The organism is Kribbella sp. NPDC031520 (genome assembly GCF_055580825.1).
Genome location: NZ_JBVIKS010000001.1, coordinates 802,090 through 819,926 on the forward strand (window position 1 = coordinate 802,090; position 17,837 = coordinate 819,926).

Consider the following 17,837-nt stretch of genomic DNA (forward strand, 5'->3'; position numbering starts at 1 on the left):
ACACCCGGCAGGGACGACCTATGCATGTCGACGACACGATCTCCGCGGACCACGCGCTACGCCTGATCAACCGCGGCACCACCCTTCTCTGGAAAGGCGACTATCACAACGCCAAGCAGCTCCTGGCCGCGCTCGGCCGCCGGCTCCCACCCAACCGAACCGGCACCTTCCAAGCTCAGCGCCGGGCACAGGCCGAACGCACCCGAGTCCTCAACTCACTTCTGATCCCGCTGACCGATCACCGAATCACCCTGCGGCGAGCGCCGGACGTACGCGCGGCGTGTGCGGAAGCCTACGGATCACCGGCCGGTACTCGCTGGGTGCCGCTGCGGGAACTGCTGGGCGTCGTCGGCGCCCACCAACTCCGCCTCCGCGGGGTGTACGTCCCCGCCCTCGGCGACCGCGTCCACCCGCACTACAGCGTCTTCGCCCCAACGAGATCGGAGTACGCCGACCTGGTGGCACAACAGCCGCTCCCACCGGCCCGCACCGCCTTCGACATCGGAACCGGTACCGGCGTACTGGCCGCCATCCTCGCCCGGCGGGGCGTCCCGCAGGTAATTGCCACCGACAACAACCCACGAGCAGTCGCCTGCGCCCGCGAGAACCTGCAGCGCCTCCAACTAAACGCCGAGGTGCTGCAGACCGATCTGTTTCCGCCGGGTGCGGCGGATCTGATCGTGTGCAACCCACCGTGGATCCCCGCCAAGCCGCTCACGCCGCTCGACCGGGCGGTCTACGACGAGAACAGCCGAATGCTCTGCGACTTCCTCGCGACCGCCCGTCGGCACCTCCGGCCGGGCGGCGAGGTCTGGCTCATCCTGTCCGACCTGGCCGAGCACCTCGAGCTGCGATCCCGGAACCAGTTGCTGGAGCTGATCCGATCCGGCGGACTGCAGGTGCTGGGCCGCACCAACACGACACCTCACCACCCCCGAGCCCGCGCCCGGGAAACAACTTCCCTCTGGCGCCTGCAGTAGCCCCGGCCGACGTCGGCACCGGACGCCCAGGCCACCACAACCGCGGATCCGACGCCGGCTCCCGCCCGGGAAGCGGCCGTGCCGCCGATTGTGATGGCCTGGCGGACCACCACCACTCACCATCCGCCACATCGCCACCCAGTCCGGACGGATCCCCGCGGGGAGCGCGGGTACGGCGCTCGCCGCTGGGTTGGTTGGTGAGTGGGGCGTGTCCGCCGCCTTGGTGTCTACTATCGGCGGGTGACGGTTACTGACGCGGGTGGGGCCGTCGACGCGGTCTGGCGGATCGAGTCGGCGCGGATTGTCGCGGGTGTGGCGCGGATCGTGCGGGACGTGGGGCTGGCGGAGGAACTGGCTCAGGACGCGCTGGTGGCGGCGCTGGAGCAGTGGCCGGAATCGGGTGTGCCGAAGAACCCGGGCGCCTGGCTGATGGCGATCGCGAAGCGGCGGGCGATCGACCTGATCCGGCGCAAGGAGACGTACCAGCGCAAGCTCGCCGAGCTGGGCCACGAACTCGAGATCGACGGCGACTCCGTCGAGGACGACGTCGAAGCGATTCTCGAGGACCACATCGAGGACGACCTGCTCCGGCTCGTGTTCACCGCATGTCACCCGGTCCTCACCATGGACGCCCGCGTGACGCTGACGCTCAAGCTGCTCGGCGGCCTCAAGACCGACGAGATCGCCCGCGCGTTCCTCGCCCCGGAAGCGACGATCGCCCAGCGCATCGTCCGCGCGAAGCGCAACCTCGCGAAGGCGGGCGTCGAGTTCGAAGTACCGTCCGGCCCCGACCTGCTCGACCGCCTCCAGTCCGTCCTCGAAGTCGTGTACCTCATCTACAACGAGGGGTACTCCGCCACCGCCGGCGACGACTGGATGCGCCCGGCGCTGTGCAACGAGGCGATGCGCCTCGGCCGCCTGCTGGTCGAGCTGATGCCGACCGAACCCGAGGTACTCGGCCTGCTCGCCCTGATGGAACTGCAGTCCTCGAGAGCCAACGCCCGCACCGGCCCCGACGGCGAACCGGTTCTGCTCCTCGAACAGGACCGCCGCCGCTGGGACCGCCTGCTGATCCGCCGCGGCCTCCAAGGCATCGACCGCGCCTGGGCCCTGGAGAAACCACCCGGCCCGTACCTCCTGCAGGCTGCGATCGCCGCCTGTCACGCCCGCGCCGCCGACCCCGAGGACACCGACTGGGCCCGGATCGCCGGCCTGTACGCCGTACTCGCACAGGTCACGCCGTCGCCGGTGGTCGAACTCAACCAGGCGGTCGCGATCTCGATGGCGTTCGGCCCCGAACGCGGACTACAGGCGGTCGACCTGCTCGCCGACGACCCGTCGTTGCAGGACTACCACCTGCTCCCGAGCGTCCGCGGCGACCTGCTGTTCAAGCTCGGCCGCCTGGACGAGGCCCGCGCCGAGTTCGAGAAGGCCGCCGCGCTCACCCGCAACGAGCGCGAACGCAAACTCCTCCTCGAACGCGCCGCCGCCTGCTGACTGCTACCTGTGGCGGCGCGCCATCCAGGCCGCCGCTCCGACGCCGAGAGCGACCGCACCACCGACGGCGGCGGTTGCCTTCGGGTGCCGCTTGCCGACCGCCGGGAGGCCCTTCATCGCGGCAGGCATCTGCTTCATTGCCTGCCCGGCGTGCCCCGCGCTCTCCTTCATCGCGGCAGGCATGTGCTCCATCGCGTGACCCGCAGTCTCCTTCATCGCGGCAGGCATCTGCTTGACCGCCTGCCCGGCGTGACCTGCGGTCTCCTTCATCCGGTGCGGTACGTCGAGGCGCCGACTGAGTTCCTGCACGGTTTCGGCGAGGTGCTGCCGGGTCTGTTCGAGGTCGACCCGAAGGGTCTCACTCTCCGACATCGGCTCGCGGTGCGCTCCGTTCTTGGTGGTAGTCACGAAATGACCTTCCCTTCCGACTGGTGTCCCTTGAGTGCTTCGAGGTCCTCGTGCATGCCGTTGACGGCACCTTGCGGAACGGGCGGAGTGGCACGCGAAACGTGCCGCTTGCCGAGCAACGCCGCCACGGCCGCGGCGGCGAAGAGGACGGCGGCCACGATCAGCGCCGACAGCCAGCCGGGCAGTGCGGTCGCGAGCCCGAGGATCGCGGCGGCGATCAGCGCGCCGAGGCCGTACAGCGCCAGCGTGCCGGCTCCACCGAACAACCCGGCGCCGACGCCGGCCTCCTTGCCTTTCTGTTTGAGCTCGACCTTGGCGAGTTCCAGCTCGTCACGAACCAGTCGGCTCAGGTCGCTGGTCGCCTGACTAACCAGCGCTCCGACGTGCGCGTGCGTACTCTCCTCGATCGGTCCGGCCCGGTGCCGGACGACTTCCGGACGTGTCGTCATGACCGCCTCCCGTGCTCGGCTTCACGCCCGGTACCCAGATCACGTTCCGGCACGCGCGAGTGTACGAATCGAAGTGATCTGGGTCACACCATGTCGAGGGGTGCCCGGAACAGTCGACGCACGGGTGAACACTTCGACAGGAGGCACGAAATGAACACAGTGGTTTCCAAGGACGGCACGACGATCGCGTACGACCGGCGTGGCGAGGGCCCCGCCCTGGTCCTGGTCGACGGGGCGCTCTGCTCCCGCGCACAGGGACCGATGCCCGAGCTCGCCGAGGCGCTCGCGGACCGGTTCACCGTGTACAACTACGACCGGCGCGGACGCGGCGACTCCGGCGACACTGGCGAGTACGCCGTGGACCGCGAGATCGAGGACCTGGCGGCGGTGATCGAGGCGGCCGGCGGTTCGGCGTACGTCTACGGCTCGTCGTCCGGTGCGGCGCTCGCACTCCGGGCCACCGCGGCCGGGCTGCCGATCGAGAAGCTGGTCGCGTTCGAGCCGCCGTACGTCGTCGACGACAGCCGCAAGCAGATCCCGCGGACCTGGGTCGCGGACCTGCAGGCGCTGGAGCCGGCCGCCGCGATCAAGTACTTCTTCACCAAGGGCATCGGGCTGCCGGCGGCGTTCGTCACGATGATGAAGCTGATGCCGGCCTGGAAGCCGATGAAGGCGATCGCGCACACGCTGCCGTACGACGCTCAGGTGCTTGGCACGAACTGCTTCGGGGACCCGATGGACGCGGCGCAGTGGGCGCCGATCGACCAGCCCGTGCTGGTGGTCAACGGCGGGAAGAGCCCGGGCTGGATGAAGACCTCGACCCGCGCGCTCGCGGACGCCGTACCGGGCGGGCAGCACACCGAGGTCCCGGGCCAGAACCACGTGATCAAGGCGTCGGCGATCGCTCCGGTGATCGCGGACTGGTGCAAGTGAACCGCCACGCCATCACAATCGCGCCCGCCCGCCCCGCGTGAGCGGGAACCGGGCGGGCGCGAGTGATTGCGATGGCGTGCAGAACCGCTGTCAGGCGCCGGCGATGAGCGCGGCGGCGCCGGAGCGGGCCGCGTCGAAGCGGGCCTGGGCGTCGGCCCAGTTCACTACGTTCCACCACGCCTTGACGTAGTCGGGCTTCACGTTCTTGTACTGCAGGTAGAACGCGTGCTCCCACATGTCCAGCATCGCGATCGGGATCTGCCCGGCCGGCAGGTTGCCCTGCTGGTCGTACAGCTGGTGGATCAGCAGCTTGCCGCCCAGCGCGTCCCAGCCGAGGATCGCCCAGCCGGAGCCCTGGATGGTGGTCGCGCTCGCGGTGAAGTTGGCCTGGAAGGCGTCGAACGAGCCGAAGAACTCGTCGATCGCCGCGCCCAGCTCGCCGTCCGGCTTGTCGCCACCGTCCGGCGACAGGTTCTTCCAGAAGATGGAGTGGTTGACGTGCCCGCCGAGGTTGAAGGCCAGCGTCTTCTCCAGCCCGACGATCGCGCCGAAGTCACCCTTGTCGCGGGCCTCGGCCAGCTTGTCCAGGGTGTCGTTCAGACCCTTCACGTAGGTCGCGTGGTGCTTGTCGTGGTGCAGCTCCATGATCTCGCCGGCGATACTCGGCGCGAGCGCGCTGTAGTCGTAAGGAAGATCGGGAAGCGTGTACGTGGTCAACTCTGCTCCTTCGTCGGGGCCCCGCCCGGGGGCCGATATCTCCGATGCCCAAGTCAGCGACACCAGCTTGAAACTTCAACCACGGTTGAGGTCAAGTAGCCACGCGGGCGACGCGGCACTTGCCCGGTGCCCGGTGCGACCGCGTCGAACCACCGCGCACCCACCGAACACCCCCAGCTTCACATACTCCACCCGACGACCCACGCGCGAGTCTCACCTCGCGTTGTAGATAACTTCCAGCTCGGCCTGCAACACCTTCGCGAACGCCTCCGGGACGTCGGCGAAGCCGGTATGGCCGCCGGGGTAGCGGGTCGGTTCGATGCCCAGCCGGTCGGCGAGGGCGGTCGACGTACGGTCGCAGAGCTGGCCGGTGGACTCCTCGCCGATACCGACCACCACGTCGGCCTCGCGGAGCTTGTCGAGGTCCGGGAGCCAGGTGATGGTCTCGCGCATCTCGTGGCCGAACCAGAACCGCTCCGCCGCCACCTGGACGGGGTCCCGGTCGCCGCCGAACATCATCTCCACGGCCTGGTCGGGGATCGGGATGTTCGCGCCGCGGAAGAACTGCTTCCAGGCGCCGATCACGTCGCCGGCCAGGTAGTCGGCCATCTGCTTCTCGGCCAGCGCGAGCAGCTCGTCCGCGTCCGGCAACAGCCGGTCGAGCGGCGGCTCGTGCGCGATCACGGCCCGTACGACCTCGGGGTGGTGCTGCGCCAGCGCCAGCGCGCTGACCGCTCCACCGCTCGATCCGAGGACGACGGCCGGCCCGGCGTCGACGTGCCGGATGAGCGCGGCCAGGTCGTCGGCGCGCTGGTCGGGTCGCGACGTACCGCCCGGGTTCAGTGTGCTGCGCTTCACGCCGCGCGGGTCCAGCGTCAGGACGGTGTAGCCCGGCGCCAGCAGGTCGGCCAGCGGGGCGAACGAGTCCGCGTCCATGGGTGCGCCGACCAGGACCACCAGCGGTCCGTGGCCGCGCACTTCGTAGTACAGCTCTGCGTCGGAAACCTTCAGGGTGTTGTTCATGCCTCTCCCACGAACGGGAGGGGCAGGTATGGACATCAGCTCGTGAACACGTCCGAGTCCGGGCCGAAGTCGGCCTCCTCGACGACCCGCCGTACCTCGACCTCGTCGCGGAGCGCCTCGGCCAGCCGGGCCGCCCACTCGATCGCCTCGTCGCGGTTCCGGACCTCGACGACTATCACGCCGCCGACCAGCTCCTTGGTCTCCGCGAACGGGCCGTCGGTGATCGTCCGCCTGCCGCCGTCGACCTTCACCCGGGCGCCGAGCGCGCTGCGGTGCACGCCTTCGGCGAACAGCAGTACGCCGGCCTTCGACAGGTCCTCGATGACCTGGCCGACCGCCTCACCGACCTCCGGCGGCGGGAACTTCCCCGCCTCGCTGTCGGCGTCGGCCTTGTTGATGATCATGTAGCGCATCGCTGCTGCTCCCTCGTCGTGTCGGTCGATCACTTACTCTCACGTCGAGCGGGTCACCACCGGATCGACACCCTGGGTCAGAACATTTCTAGTTCGGTTGGTCGCCCGAGGGGTTGTAGGCGCAGGCGTCGGCGAGGTTCTGCGTGGGGCCTGGGGGCGGGGTCGTGGTTGTGGTCGTGGTCGGCTTGCGGGTGGTGACCGGCGTGGGGGCCGGTGTGGTCGCGGGGGCCGGGTTGGCGTCGAGGGCCTTCTGGACGGTTTCGCGGAGCGCCTCGTAGTCGGGATGCAGGTACTTGAGGCGGAGCTTCTGCGTGTCGAGCGTGACGTTCGAGACCGTTGCCGACTTCACCTTCAGCGCGAGCTGGACCAGCGCGGGCAGCAGCTCCTGCGGGATGTCGGTCCGCAGCAGGTGCCGGCCCGCCGTCGCGATCGCCTTGTACTTCGTCATCAGCGTCTGCGGGTCCGCGGCGTCCACCATCGCCTTGATCACGCACCGCTGCCGGATCTGCCGCTGGTCGTCGTCGGCGCCGTACCGCCCGCGCGCGAACCACAGTGCGTGCCGCCCGTCCAGGTGCTGCTTCGGACCCGGCTCGATCCATTCCTTCGGCGGGATGCCCGCGCTGCTGATGCCGCCCATCGCGACGCGTTCGTTCACGTTCACGGTGATCCCGCCGAGCGCGTCGACGATCTCCGGGAAGCTCGTCAGGTTCACCTGCAGGTAGTAGTCGATCTTCAGCCCGGTCGCCTCGCCGACCGACTGCTTGACCACGTCCGCGCCCTCGTTGTCCGACGGGCCGAGGATGCCGGGATGCGCGTCCGGGATGTTCTGGTACATCGCGGTCAGCATCCACTCCAGCCGTCCGTCCAGGCTCAGCCCTTCCTTGCCGAAACCGTCCGGGTAGATCTTGTGCAGCGGCGAGTCCGCCGGGAACGGCATGAACGTCAGGTTCCGCGGCATCGAGATCAACGCGGTGTTGCCGGTCTTGGTGTCGATACTCGCGACGATCACGGTGTCGGTACGGACCCCCTCGCGGCTCGGCGCGTCGTCGCCGCCGAGGAGCAGCAGGTTCAGCCGCGGACGGTCCTCCCACGGGTCCTTGACGTTGACGGTCGTCGGCCTGGTCGCGCTCTTGCTCTCGCTCTGCCCCTGGAACACGTCTTGGACCAGGGTCCGCTGGGCGAGCACGGTCTGTACGCCGATCGCCGACGGGGCCGCGATCGCGAAGCACAGCACGCCGACCAGCAGCGCGCCGGCCACCCGCCCGCCGGCCCCACCCGTTGCCGGGCGCAACGAGCGGTGCGAGGCAACGATCACCACGATCCAGAGGAACCCGAGCAGGCCGATCACGACCGACGTGATCAGCAGCCGGCTCGGTACGACGGCCGCGGCAAGCACCTCGTCGCGCCGGGTCAGACCGACGTACACGCCGAGGCCGGCCAGCGCCAGGAACACCGTGAGGACGAACGCACCGATCTTCCGGCGCCCGCCGACGATCAGCCCGAGTCCTGGGAGCAGTGCACCCAACAGGGTGAACCCCAGCAACTTCGGCATCGACCGCGGCCGCCTCACCGTCGCGCGCGCACTCCCCATGTGGCCCCCTGTCACCCCGCTTGATTCAAGTGTGCGTCAAGTACCCGCGCCGTTATCTGTTCAGACGTGTTACAGGCTCAATCGGTTGTCGAACAATCCGGTCGCGGCAGGGCCTGGACGCGGCTAGGTTGGGCGGTTGTGCGGATTCTGATGCTGGGCGGGAACGGGTTTGTCGGGCGTGCGGTCGTGGACGACGCGCTGTCGCGAGGCGCCGAGGTCGCGTCGTTCAGTCGCGGGGTGAGCGGTACGCCGCTGCCGCCCGATGTGACGCAGCTCGTCGGGGATCGTACTGCGGGTGACTACTCGGCGCTCAGGAGTGGCGAGTGGGACGCGGTCGTCGACACCAGCGGGTTCCGGACGCGCGAAGTCGAGCAGGCGATGGGCGTCCTCGGGGACCGGATCGGGCGGTACGTGTTCGTGTCGAGTCACGCGGTGTACGTGCGCGACCTGCCCGCCGGGACGGACGAGAGCGCGCCGCGGCGCGAGCCGATGCGGGACGCCGACGTACTGACGAACGACACGTACGGCCCGTGCAAGGTCGCGTGCGAGGACGCGGTCGTCGAACGGTACGGCGAACGCGCGACGCTCATCCGTCCCGGGCGCGTGACCGGCCCCGGTAACTCGTCCGGTACGGCGCTCTACTGGATCCGCCGCGGCGCCCGCGGCGGGCGGGTCGCCCTCCCGACCAAGCCCGAGGCGCCGCTCCAGCTGATCGACAGCCGCGACGTGGCCCGCCTCATCACCCAGCTCGTCGCCGACGACCGCTCGGGCGCGTTCAACGCGGTCGGCCCCGACAGCACCATCGCCGAACTCATCCGTACCGCCGCCGACCTCTCCGGCACCACGGTCGACCTCGTCCCCGTCCCGTTCGACGCCGTCCCACCCCGCTTCCCCCTCATCGACCCCGAGTCCGAATGGGGCGAACGCCGCCGAAACCCCACCAAGTCCCGCGCCGCCGGCATGCCGGTAACGCCGCTCCGCACAACAGTCGAAGACGTCCTCCACTGGGACAAACTCCGCGGCGAGCCGGACCTGAAGATCGGCCTCACCCCCGACCAGGAGACCACTCTCCTCGCCAAGCACGATTTCCCTGGCTGACCCATCAAGTAAGGGGTTCTACACCGTGACTCCGGGTGTAGGACCCCCCATTCGCCTGGCTTACCCACCAAATGCGGTCGGGGTGGGCTACTCGGGTAGGGCGAGTGTTCTGCCGGCGTCGCGGGCTGCGTTGATGGAGCGCGTGAGGGTGTCCTTCAGCGCGGTGGCTTCGTCGGTGAAGCCTTGTACTACTGAGGTGTCGCCGGCCGGTTCGGTGCGGGCGAGGAGTTCTATGTAGCGGTCGCCGTCCTCGAGGGCGGCCTCGGCCCGGAGGGCGGCGTCGGCGGAGCGGACCCGGTCGGCGTACTGGTCCAACAGGTCCACCTTGCGTTTGATCGCCTCGACGGACAGGGCCAGCGCCCGGCGTTGCGGACCGAGTACCACGTCCAGCTCGGCGGACTTCGTACCACGCGCAATGTCCTTCTGCCGCGCCCGCAGTACCGTCTGTTCGCGAAGCACCTGCGCGATGTCCCACAGCTGCTCCGGGAGGACCAGCTCGTTCTTCACCTCGTCGAGCAGCCCGCGCTTGGTGACCGTTGCCTCTAGCACCGATTTCACTGCGCGCTGCGCCCGACCGAGCAACCGCCCGGACTCGCTGTCGAAGTCCTCCGGCAGCAGGTACTTCCCGTGTTGCCGGCGGACCGCTTTGTGACCGCGGTCCTCGCCCATCGTCTTCGCCAGGATCCCGCCGGTCGCCACCACCGCGACGCCGGCCAGCACGAGCGCGGCCCACGCCGCCACCGCGGTCGGCAACGTCGCCGCCAACACGATCAGCGCCAGGATCCACCCGCCGACGCACACCGCGATCCACACCAGCAACGTGCCGAACGTGTTCCCCGGCGCCACCGACCACGACGTCTCGCGCTTCGGCCGCGGCGCGTCGGCGGACACGAACAACTCCGGCCTGCGCTCGTACAACCGCCGTACGCCAGCAGGCACACCCGGCGCGAACACAGGCTCCATCGCCACCTCCGGAGAAGTCGTCAGCACTCAGCGTAGTGGGTGGATCAGCGCACCAGTACGGCGATCACCGCAACCAGCACGATCACCCCGAACACGAACCCGAAGACCCCCGCCACCCCGAGCCAGGAGATCGGCTTCACCCCCGGCGGGCTGCTGAAGCGCCCGTAGACGACCGGCCACGGTTTCGTCTTGTGCCGAGCCACCAGATACGCGTGCGGTGTCATCCGGGCACCGACCTTCCGGGCAACCTTCTCGGCCGCCGCCACGTCATCGTCGTCATGCGTGTAACCGGCCCGGTTGAGTACGATCGCCAGCAAGGCATCGACCCGATCGGCGTCCGCATCACCCCGCCCGGCCAGCTCGGCGAGCCGCTCCACCGGGTACCCGAAGTCGTCCAGCCGCCGCTTCTTCGCACCCTTCAAGCTCCGCAGCCGCTGCTGCACGACGGCCGTACCGGCGACCGGTCGCGTCGGGTTCACCGCCGCGCCTCCAGCCCGTCGAGAAACACGCCGAGCCCGAATTCGAACAACTGGTCCAGGTCGTAGTCGTAGTCGAACCCGTCCGCCAGCAACTCCCGGAACGCGGTCAGGTTGCCGGCCGCGATCATCGCCGCCAACTGTTCGCCCTGCTGCGTCGCCCACTCGTCCGCGGTCACGCCGGTGTCCTGCTCGGCCTGCGCCTCGGCCTCCATCACCAACGCGATCCCCCGCACGTACGCGAACAGGCTGATCATCGTCGACAGCGCGGCACCCTTGTCGAACCCCCGCAGCGCCCCGAGCACCGCATCGGTATGCGGCAACAACCGCGGCACCAACTGCGGCCGGCTCAAGCTGATCGCACTGGCGAGCCACAGATGCCGCCGGTACGCCGCCCAGTGCACCCGCGCGACCAACGCCACCGCATCCCGCCAGTGCTCCGGAATCTCCCCGAGCGGGAACTCCCCGATCGCCTCGTTCACCATCTGTACGACGAGCGCCTCCTTGCCGCCGACGTACCGGTAGAGCGCCATCGTCGACACCCCGAGCTCACTCGCGATCCGCCGCATCGACAAGGCCGCGAGCCCTTCGGCGTCCGCGATCGCGATCCCCATCCGGACGATCTCGTCCCGGTCCAACCCGTCCGGTACAGCCGCGGCACCACGTGACCCGTCCGGTACGCCGGCACCAGCACGGCGCGACCCGCTCGGCACTCCAGTAGCGGCATTGCGCGACCGGCCCGGTGCCGCGGCGTTGCGCGACCCGTTCGGTGCTGCGGTGGCCGTACGGCGCGACCGCGGCGGCGGGCCGACCACTGTCCCGACCCCGGGCGAGGCGTGCACGAGCCGCTCGGCCTGCAGCGCCTGCAACGCCTTCGTCGCGGTCGCCATCGCGACCCCGAAGTCGCGCACCAGCGCACGGGTCGACGGCACCCGATCCCCCGGCAGCAGCTCCCCCACCTCGATCCGCCGCCGCAACTCCGCGGCGATCACCTGGTACGGCGCCTCGCTCATCCACCCCTCCTAGCTAGTGCACGTACATCGTACGCGCACTAGTACCACCGCGCTGTTGCCACCGGCAAGCAGCTCTCCGAACCGGTGCCCGGCGCGCCGGGCCCGTGTCAAGATGGGCGCCATGCTGCGCGAACTGCAACTCACGGGCAATCCGGACGCCGACAAACTGCTGAACGACGACCCGTTCGCCCTGCTGGTCGGGATGCTGCTCGACCAGCAGTACCCGATGGAGCACGCGTTCTCCGGGCCGCTGAAGATCGCGAACCGGATGGACGGCTTCGACCTGCACAAGATCGCCGCGACCGACCTGGAGACGTTCGTCGAGCTCTGCGTCACCCCGCCGGCCATCCACCGGTACGGCGGCTCGATGGCCCGCCGGGTGCACGCGCTCGCCCAGGAGATCATCGAGAAGTACGACGGCGACGTCGCGAACATCTGGCTCTCCGGCCGCCCGAAGCCGGACGGCGCCGAGGTGCTGAAGCGGCTGAAGGCACTGCCGGGGTTCGGCGAGCAGAAGGCGAAGATCTTCCTGGCCCTGCTCGGCAAGCAGCGCGGCGTGGCCCCGAAGGGCTGGCGTGAGGCCGCGGGCAACTACGGCGACCGCGGTTCCCGGCGCTCGATCGCCGACGTCACCGATGCCGCGTCGCTGCAGCAGGTCCGCAACTTCAAGAAGGCCGCGAAAGCCGCCGCCAAGGCCTGACCGAGCCGCGGGTCAGGTGGTCTCGCGGACGCCGACGGCCTGATCCTGGGCGACGTTCCGACCGGCCTCCGGGTCGTCCGGCGTACTCGCGGGGACGGACACGACCGTGTCCTCGAGCCGGATCGGCTCAGGGAGCTTACGGAACCTGTGATCACGGGACTCGTCCATCGGACCTCCAACGGGTACGGGCAGGACACCAGTGTGCCCGACAACCGTGCGGGATGTCCCTTGTGCTCCAGCGATTCCCTGCGAAGTCTGTCGTACCGCCTTATGGTTGCTACAGGTCACGGGAGGAGCCGCGGATGGACATCCGGGATCTGGATCGCAGGGCCGGGGCGGTGCTCGGAGAGGTCGTGATGCAGGTGCGGCCCGAGCACCTGTGGTTTCCGACGCCGTGCCCGGACTGGACCGTACGCGGGCTGATGCGCCACCTGGTCAGCCAGAACGAGGGCCTGGCCGCGGCCGCGCTGAACGGGTCCGCCTCCGTGCACGCCTGGAACGGCGGCCGGCTCGCGGACAACCCGGCCGGTGCGTACCGCCGTTCGAACGTGCGGGTCGCGGACGCCTTCGCCGACGGCGGTGCGCTCGACCGGCTGGTGGAGGTCCGGGAGTTCGGCTCGTTCCCGCGCCGGATCGCGCTGACCTTCCACCAGCTCGACTGCGTCGTGCACGCCTGGGACCTGGCCCGCGCGATCGACGTCCCGTACAACCCGCCGCCGGACATGGTCGAGATGGCGCTCACGCTGGCCCGCCGGATCCCCGACACCGACGCGAACCGCGGCCCCGGGTACGCGTTCGAGCGCAGCGTCAAGGTCTCCGGCACAGCTCCTGACCTGGACCAGCTACTCGGCCTCCTCGGCCGCAACCCGGAGTGGGTCTCCCCGCTGGACTGAATAGTCCGGCACCTCGATCTTGTCCGGGGTACCGCCCGCCATCTTCTTGAGCGCACCGGACATCATCTTCGACGTCATCACCCGGAGCACGAAGTCGCGGTACCCGATCCCGAACGCGGACATCGGCATCGCCATCTTGATCCCGCCCGGCGGCAGCTCCATCCGCTGCGCGACGTACGCCTGCATCCGCCGCTGGTACGCCGGGAACGCCTGGACGTGATCGCCCGCCGCGGCGGCCAGCTCCCCCGCCAGGACGTACGCCCCGACGATCGACAGCGCCGTACCGTGGCCGGCCATCGGCGAACCGCAGTACCCGGCGTCGCCGACCAGGGCGATCCGGCCGCGCGACCACTGCGGTACGACGACCTTGCTGAGGGTCTCGAGGTAGAAGTCGTCCGCCGCGTCGAGGCCGTTCAGGACCTGCGGGGTGTGCCAGCCGAGCCCCTCGAACCGCTCGCGGACGATCCGCTTCTGGGCCTCGACGTCGCGCCGGTCGTAGGTCAGGATCGGCGACCGGAAGCTCAGCAGCGCCTTCGCGTACCGCGGGTCGCGATCCGGCCGCAGCGCGACCCAGCGACCGCCGGGCGCGGTGTAGATCTTCATCCAGTCGTCGAGGTTCTCCGGCGTCTCGATCGTGAAGTACGACGTGTAGCCGCCGAGGTGCTGCACGAACTCCTCCTCCGGCCCGAACGCGAGCCGCCGGACCCGGGAGTGCACGCCGTCCGCCCCGATCACCAGATCGAACCGCCGCCGCGTGCCACTCGCGAACGTCACGTCGACGCCGTCCGGGTCCTGCTCGAGCGCGGCGATCGAGTCGCCGTACACGAACTCGACATCACTCACCGCCGCGGTCAGGATCTCGGCGAGGTCGCCGCGCAGGATCTCGATCTCGGCGACCGGTCCGGCACCGTCGAGCAGTTCCATGTGCATCGCCGAGGCCGTCCGCCCGTCGGCCTTCACGTACGCGAGCCCCCGCTCGTGCACCTGCCGCTCGGCGACCGCCGGCATCAACCCCATCCGTTCGGCGACCACCCGCGACACCCCACGCAGGTCCACGGTCTGCCCACCCGGCCGCGGCCCCGGCGCGACCTCGACGATCGTCGGCACGAACCCGAACCGCCGCAACCAGAACGCCAACGCCGGCCCGGCAATCCCACCACCGGAGATCAACACAGTCTTCATCTCTCACTCCCTCATGACTAGTGCGCGTACGCCGTACACGGTGCACTAGGTCGAGGGGTGCGCGCCAGCGCGTCCTAGTGCACCGCGTCGAGGTGCACTAGGACGGGGGGCCGGACGCCCAGGCCATCACAATCGCGCCCTCCGGGCGGATCGCCCGCTCGCGGCGCCCGCGGACAGCCGATTGTGATGGCCTGGGGATCCGGGCCGGCCGGACCTGCAGCACTCAGCAACCCCGGCACCCGGCAGCCTTCGAGCCGGCGCTGAGCGTGAGGCGGCGTGCAGCCCGCCGGTTGGTGAGTGGTGCAGGTCCGCCTCAGAGCGTGAGCGCGAGCCGGGTCGCCTGCTCGATCGCGCGCTTGGCGTCCAGCTCGGCCGCCACGTCCGCGCCACCGATGACGTGCACCGGCCGGCCAGTCAAGGCGTCGGCCAACTCGCGGAGCGGCTCCTGGCCTGCGCAGATCACCACGTTGTCGACCGGGAGGACCTGCGGCTTCTCGCGCTTCGGGCCGAAGGTGATGTGCAGGCCTTCGTCGTCGATGCGTTCGTAGTTGACGCCGCGGAGTTGCTCGACCTGCTTGTTCTTGAGGGCGGCGCGGTGCACCCAACCGGTCGTCTTCCCGAGGCCGGCGCCGATCTTGCCGGGCTTGCGTTGCAGCAGGTAGACCTTCCGCAGCGACGGCTCGGGCCGCGGTACGGCGAGGCCGCCGGGCAGCTGGGTCGGATCGCCGACACCCCATTCCGCCTTCCACGCCGCGAGATCCGGCGACGTGGTGGTCAGGAACTCGCTGACGTCCACTCCGATCCCGCCGGCCCCGATCACCGCGACGGAATCCCCGACGGGCTTGCGATCGCGGACCACGTCGACGTACGAGAGCACCTTCGGGTGGTCGATTCCTGGGATCGCGGGCACCCGCGGTACGACGCCGGTCGCGAGCACGATCTCGTCGAACCCGGCCAGGTCCTCGGCGCCTGCCCTCCGGCCGAGGTGCAGCTTCACGCCGGTGAGGTCGAGCCGCCGGCGGTAGTACCGGACCGTCTCGGCGAACTCCTCCTTGCCCGGGATCCGTTGCGCGATCCCGAACTGCCCGCCGATCTCGTCCGCCGCCTCGAACAGCTCGACCCGGTGCCCACGCTCGGCCGCCGTCACCGCGGCCGCCAGCCCGGCCGGACCGGCCCCCACCACTGCGACCTTCTTCGTACGGCGGGTCGGCAGCAACTGCAGCTCGGTCTCGCGCGCGGCCCGCGGGTTGACCATGCAGCTCGCCTTCTGCTTCGCGAACACGTGGTCGAGACACGCCTGGTTGCAGGCGATGCAGACGTTGATCTCGTCGGCCCGGTCTGTCGTTGCCTTCAGCACCCATTCCGGATCGGCCAGGAGCGGGCGGGCCATACTCACCAGGTCCGCGTCGCCACGGGCCAGCACCTCCTCGGCGACCTGCGGCAGGTTGATCCGGTTCGAGGTGACGACCGGGATGCTCACATGCGGCTTGAACGCGGCGGTCACCGACGTGAAGGCAGCCCGCGGTACGGAGGTCACGATGGTCGGCACCCGCGCCTCGTGCCAGCCGATCCCGGTGTTGATGATCGACGCCCCGGCCGCCTCGATCTCCTTGCCCAGCGCAACCACGTCGTCCCAGCTCTGACCGCCCTCGACCAGGTCCGCCATCGACAACCGGTAGATGATCAGGAAGTCCTGGCCGACGCGTTCGCGGGTGCGCCGGACGATCTCGACCGCGATCCGGCGCCGGTTCTCCGGGCTACCGCCCCAGCGGTCGGTGCGCTTGTTCGTCCGCTCGGACAGGAACTGGTTGATGAAGTACCCCTCGGAGCCCATGATCTCGACACCGTCGTACCCGGCGTCGCGGGCGAGCGCCGCACAGTCGACGTACGCCTCGATCTGCCGCAGCACGCCGCGATCCGAGAGCGCACGCGGTTTGAAGGGGTTGATCGGGGCCTTGAGCGCGGAGGCCGAGACGCTGAACGGGTGGTACGAGTACCGGCCGGCATGCAGGATCTGCAACGCGATCCGGCCGCCTTCGGCATGGACCGCGTCCGTCAGTTGCCGGTGGGCGCGTGCCTGCCGGCTGCTGGTCAGCTTGGAACCGAACGGGGTCAGCCATCCCTGCCAGTTCGGCGCGTAGCCGCCGGTGACCATCAAGCCGACGCCGCCGCGCGCCCGTTCGGCGAAGTACGCCGTGAGCTTGGGCAGGTCGCTCAACCGGTCCTCGAGCCCGGTGTGCATCGACCCCATGATCACCCGGTTCGGCAGCACGACATGGCCGAGGTCGAGCGGCTCCAACAGGTGCGGATACGCGGTCATCGGTTGTCCTTCCGGAGAGCGTGGATCACCTCGTCGCACCAGGCGACGAAGGACTCCTCGGCGCGGATGCCGCCGCGCAGTACGAGGTACTGGTGCAGGTCGCGGCCGTGCAGCGTGGCCGGCTTCGGGAAGTCGCGCTTCTGGATGCCGCGGTACACCTCGTGCCGCATGGCGTGCTCGGCCCGGTGCCGCTCGACCTCTTTGAGTACGACATCGACATCGCCGATCGAGGCGCCGCGGAGCTTCACGCCCAGGCCGTCGCGCAGTACCGCGGGGTCCTCCGGCTCGGCCAGCCACCGGGTCAGCTCCGCCTTGCCGGCCGCAGCGATCCGGTACACCTTCTTGTCCGGGCGGCCGTACTGCGCGATCTCGGTGTGCTTCACCCAACCGGCCTCGTCCATCCGCCGCAGCACCCGGTAGATCTGCTGATGGGTGGCCGGCCAGAAGTACCCGATCGAACGGTCGAACCGCCGGGCCAGCTCGTACCCGGAACCGGCCCGCTCGGTCAACGAGACCAGGATCGCGTGCTCCAGCGCCATAACCGGAGCCTACCTATGCAACTCGTTGCACTGCACCTGATTGCATCCCACGTCACATCGTTTGCCGGGGCGGTGCGCGCTCAGCGCGCCCGCTCGCCGCGGGCCGCCTGGGTGACGGTGTCGGCGATTCGCTGGGCGCGGGTTTCGGGGCGCTTGGCGAGGGTGATCCATTCGAGGATCGTGCGGCGGGTGGAGGGTGGGAAGGCGCGGAAGTTCTCGTCGGCCTGGGGCTCGTTCTTCAGGGCGAGTTGCAGGTCGGGCGGGACGATCAGGTTCTGGGCGTCGGCCAGCAGGTCCCACACACCGGTACGCCGGGCTTCCGCCACCAGCTCCTCCCCGGCCGGTCGCATCAACCCGGCCGCGGCGAGGCGTTCCACCCGCTCCCGGTTCGACTTGCTCCACGTACTCCGGGGATTCCGCGGCGTGAAGCACTGGTACGTCGTCCGCTCGTCCCGCCGTACCGTCTTGCTGTCGATCCAGCCGTAACACACCGCATGCTCCGTGGCCGCCTCGAGGTTCAACCCGTCCGGCTCCCGGTGCACGACCAGCCAGACGGACCGCTCACGCCGCCCGTTCGCCTCCAGCCAGTCGCGCCACTCGTCCACCCCGGCGCAGATCAGCGCGTCGTCGTCGTTCATGGAC

Annotated in this window: 20 protein-coding genes; 6 read left to right on the forward strand and 14 right to left on the reverse strand. The window is 69.7% G+C overall.

Annotated features, from left to right (window positions below; all coding sequences use genetic code 11):
* Nucleotides 1-20 precede the first annotated feature (20 nt).
* Together ACZ5BU_RS03990 and ACZ5BU_RS03995 are read left to right on the forward strand one after the other, a co-directional pair.
* Nucleotides 21-980, forward strand: coding sequence for a methyltransferase (locus ACZ5BU_RS03990; RefSeq protein WP_465695343.1), 960 nt, complete (start codon nucleotides 21-23; stop codon nucleotides 978-980).
* Nucleotides 981-1,220: 240 nt separating this feature from the next.
* Nucleotides 1,221-2,477, forward strand: coding sequence for an RNA polymerase sigma factor (locus tag ACZ5BU_RS03995; protein WP_465695345.1), 1,257 nt, complete (start codon nucleotides 1,221-1,223; stop codon nucleotides 2,475-2,477).
* A gap of 3 nt (nucleotides 2,478-2,480) precedes the next feature.
* Here ACZ5BU_RS03995 and ACZ5BU_RS04000 read toward each other — a convergent pair whose 3' ends face one another.
* Nucleotides 2,481-2,885, reverse strand: a complete 405-nt coding sequence (locus ACZ5BU_RS04000) for a DUF3618 domain-containing protein (protein ID WP_465695347.1) — start codon at nucleotides 2,883-2,885, stop codon at nucleotides 2,481-2,483.
* Nucleotides 2,882-3,334 carry a phage holin family protein gene (locus tag ACZ5BU_RS04005; protein WP_465695348.1) on the reverse strand — a complete coding sequence of 151 codons (453 nt, stop codon included), beginning with the start codon at nucleotides 3,332-3,334 and terminating at the stop codon, nucleotides 2,882-2,884. The genes ACZ5BU_RS04000 and ACZ5BU_RS04005 overlap by 4 nt, the downstream gene beginning before the upstream one ends.
* Nucleotides 3,335-3,484: 150 nt before the next feature.
* Here ACZ5BU_RS04005 and ACZ5BU_RS04010 point away from each other — a divergent pair, with 150 nt between their 5' ends.
* Nucleotides 3,485-4,267, forward strand: a complete 783-nt coding sequence (locus tag ACZ5BU_RS04010) for an alpha/beta fold hydrolase (RefSeq protein ID WP_465695350.1) — start codon at nucleotides 3,485-3,487, stop codon at nucleotides 4,265-4,267.
* A gap of 90 nt (nucleotides 4,268-4,357) precedes the next feature.
* Here the strand turns inward: ACZ5BU_RS04010 and ACZ5BU_RS04015 are convergent, their stop codons facing one another.
* The 4 genes from ACZ5BU_RS04015 to ACZ5BU_RS04030 form a co-directional block, all read right to left on the reverse strand.
* A complete protein-coding gene (locus ACZ5BU_RS04015; RefSeq protein WP_465695351.1) occupies nucleotides 4,358-4,984 on the reverse strand; it encodes a superoxide dismutase in 627 nt (208 codons plus the stop codon).
* Nucleotides 4,985-5,197: 213 nt separating this feature from the next.
* Complete coding sequence (locus ACZ5BU_RS04020; protein WP_465695353.1) at nucleotides 5,198-6,007, reverse strand: alpha/beta fold hydrolase; 810 nt, start codon at nucleotides 6,005-6,007, stop codon at nucleotides 5,198-5,200.
* A gap of 35 nt (nucleotides 6,008-6,042) precedes the next feature.
* Nucleotides 6,043-6,420, reverse strand: coding sequence for a YciI family protein (locus tag ACZ5BU_RS04025; RefSeq protein WP_465695355.1), 378 nt, complete (start codon nucleotides 6,418-6,420; stop codon nucleotides 6,043-6,045).
* Nucleotides 6,421-6,508: 88 nt separating this feature from the next.
* Entirely contained in the window at nucleotides 6,509-7,972 is a 1,464-nt protein-coding gene (locus tag ACZ5BU_RS04030) for an LCP family protein (RefSeq protein WP_465695357.1), read from the reverse strand.
* A 177-nt stretch (nucleotides 7,973-8,149) separates the two neighbouring features.
* Here ACZ5BU_RS04030 and ACZ5BU_RS04035 point away from each other — a divergent pair, with 177 nt between their 5' ends.
* Entirely contained in the window at nucleotides 8,150-9,109 is a 960-nt protein-coding gene (locus ACZ5BU_RS04035; protein ID WP_465695358.1) for an NAD-dependent epimerase/dehydratase family protein, read from the forward strand.
* A gap of 87 nt (nucleotides 9,110-9,196) precedes the next feature.
* On the opposite strand, the gene ACZ5BU_RS04040 is transcribed toward ACZ5BU_RS04035, so the two are convergent.
* From ACZ5BU_RS04040 to ACZ5BU_RS04050, 3 genes are read right to left on the reverse strand one after another with little or no spacing between them, the layout of a single operon-like run.
* On the reverse strand, nucleotides 9,197-10,072 hold the full coding sequence (locus ACZ5BU_RS04040; protein WP_465695360.1) for a hypothetical protein: 876 nt from the start codon (nucleotides 10,070-10,072) through the stop codon (nucleotides 9,197-9,199).
* Between the two features lie 44 nt (nucleotides 10,073-10,116).
* A complete protein-coding gene (locus ACZ5BU_RS04045; protein ID WP_465695361.1) occupies nucleotides 10,117-10,551 on the reverse strand; it encodes a hypothetical protein in 435 nt (144 codons plus the stop codon).
* Complete coding sequence (locus ACZ5BU_RS04050; RefSeq protein ID WP_465695362.1) at nucleotides 10,548-11,561, reverse strand: GntR family transcriptional regulator; 1,014 nt, start codon at nucleotides 11,559-11,561, stop codon at nucleotides 10,548-10,550. The genes ACZ5BU_RS04045 and ACZ5BU_RS04050 overlap by 4 nt, the downstream gene beginning before the upstream one ends.
* A 121-nt stretch (nucleotides 11,562-11,682) precedes the next feature.
* Here ACZ5BU_RS04050 and ACZ5BU_RS04055 point away from each other — a divergent pair, with 121 nt between their 5' ends.
* Entirely contained in the window at nucleotides 11,683-12,261 is a 579-nt protein-coding gene (locus ACZ5BU_RS04055) for an HhH-GPD-type base excision DNA repair protein (protein WP_465695363.1), read from the forward strand.
* A gap of 12 nt (nucleotides 12,262-12,273) precedes the next feature.
* On the opposite strand, the gene ACZ5BU_RS04060 is transcribed toward ACZ5BU_RS04055, so the two are convergent.
* Nucleotides 12,274-12,429 carry a hypothetical protein gene (locus tag ACZ5BU_RS04060; RefSeq protein ID WP_465695365.1) on the reverse strand — a complete coding sequence of 52 codons (156 nt, stop codon included), beginning with the start codon at nucleotides 12,427-12,429 and terminating at the stop codon, nucleotides 12,274-12,276.
* Nucleotides 12,430-12,563: 134 nt separating this feature from the next.
* Here ACZ5BU_RS04060 and ACZ5BU_RS04065 point away from each other — a divergent pair, with 134 nt between their 5' ends.
* Complete coding sequence (locus tag ACZ5BU_RS04065) at nucleotides 12,564-13,154, forward strand: TIGR03086 family metal-binding protein (protein ID WP_465695367.1); 591 nt, start codon at nucleotides 12,564-12,566, stop codon at nucleotides 13,152-13,154.
* Here the strand turns inward: ACZ5BU_RS04065 and ACZ5BU_RS04070 are convergent.
* From ACZ5BU_RS04070 to ACZ5BU_RS04085, 4 genes are all read right to left on the reverse strand, one after another.
* Nucleotides 13,104-14,336: an FAD-dependent monooxygenase gene (locus tag ACZ5BU_RS04070; RefSeq protein ID WP_465695369.1), complete on the reverse strand. Its 1,233-nt coding sequence runs from the start codon at nucleotides 14,334-14,336 to the stop codon at nucleotides 13,104-13,106. The genes ACZ5BU_RS04065 and ACZ5BU_RS04070 overlap by 51 nt on opposite strands.
* 313 nt (nucleotides 14,337-14,649) lie before the next feature.
* Nucleotides 14,650-16,656: an oxidoreductase gene (locus ACZ5BU_RS04075; protein ID WP_465695370.1), complete on the reverse strand. Its 2,007-nt coding sequence runs from the start codon at nucleotides 16,654-16,656 to the stop codon at nucleotides 14,650-14,652.
* On the reverse strand, nucleotides 16,653-17,195 hold the full coding sequence (locus ACZ5BU_RS04080) for a PadR family transcriptional regulator (RefSeq protein WP_465695372.1): 543 nt from the start codon (nucleotides 17,193-17,195) through the stop codon (nucleotides 16,653-16,655). The genes ACZ5BU_RS04075 and ACZ5BU_RS04080 overlap by 4 nt, the downstream gene beginning before the upstream one ends.
* Before the next feature lie 80 nt (nucleotides 17,196-17,275).
* Nucleotides 17,276-17,833: a YdeI/OmpD-associated family protein gene (locus ACZ5BU_RS04085; protein WP_465695374.1), complete on the reverse strand. Its 558-nt coding sequence runs from the start codon at nucleotides 17,831-17,833 to the stop codon at nucleotides 17,276-17,278.
* Nucleotides 17,834-17,837 lie beyond the last annotated feature (4 nt).

Coding starts and splice junctions, on each gene's coding strand:
- ACZ5BU_RS04060 (WP_465695365.1), bottom strand. CDS start 12,429: ATGGACGAGTCCCGTGATCACAGGTTCCGTAAGCTCCCTGAGCCGATC.
- ACZ5BU_RS04055 (WP_465695363.1), top strand. CDS start 11,683: ATGCTGCGCGAACTGCAACTCACGGGCAATCCGGACGCCGACAAACTG.
- ACZ5BU_RS04010 (WP_465695350.1), top strand. CDS start 3,485: ATGAACACAGTGGTTTCCAAGGACGGCACGACGATCGCGTACGACCGG.
- ACZ5BU_RS04030 (WP_465695357.1), bottom strand. CDS start 7,972: ATGCCGAAGTTGCTGGGGTTCACCCTGTTGGGTGCACTGCTCCCAGGA.
- ACZ5BU_RS03990 (WP_465695343.1), top strand. CDS start 21: ATGCATGTCGACGACACGATCTCCGCGGACCACGCGCTACGCCTGATC.
- ACZ5BU_RS04080 (WP_465695372.1), bottom strand. CDS start 17,195: ATGGCGCTGGAGCACGCGATCCTGGTCTCGTTGACCGAGCGGGCCGGT.
- ACZ5BU_RS04020 (WP_465695353.1), bottom strand. CDS start 6,007: ATGAACAACACCCTGAAGGTTTCCGACGCAGAGCTGTACTACGAAGTG.
- ACZ5BU_RS04050 (WP_465695362.1), bottom strand. CDS start 11,561: ATGAGCGAGGCGCCGTACCAGGTGATCGCCGCGGAGTTGCGGCGGCGG.
- ACZ5BU_RS04085 (WP_465695374.1), bottom strand. CDS start 17,833: ATGAACGACGACGACGCGCTGATCTGCGCCGGGGTGGACGAGTGGCGC.
- ACZ5BU_RS04065 (WP_465695367.1), top strand. CDS start 12,564: ATGGACATCCGGGATCTGGATCGCAGGGCCGGGGCGGTGCTCGGAGAG.
- ACZ5BU_RS04025 (WP_465695355.1), bottom strand. CDS start 6,420: ATGCGCTACATGATCATCAACAAGGCCGACGCCGACAGCGAGGCGGGG.
- ACZ5BU_RS04075 (WP_465695370.1), bottom strand. CDS start 16,656: ATGACCGCGTATCCGCACCTGTTGGAGCCGCTCGACCTCGGCCATGTC.
- ACZ5BU_RS04070 (WP_465695369.1), bottom strand. CDS start 14,336: ATGAAGACTGTGTTGATCTCCGGTGGTGGGATTGCCGGGCCGGCGTTG.
- ACZ5BU_RS04040 (WP_465695360.1), bottom strand. CDS start 10,072: ATGGAGCCTGTGTTCGCGCCGGGTGTGCCTGCTGGCGTACGGCGGTTG.
- ACZ5BU_RS04005 (WP_465695348.1), bottom strand. CDS start 3,334: ATGACGACACGTCCGGAAGTCGTCCGGCACCGGGCCGGACCGATCGAG.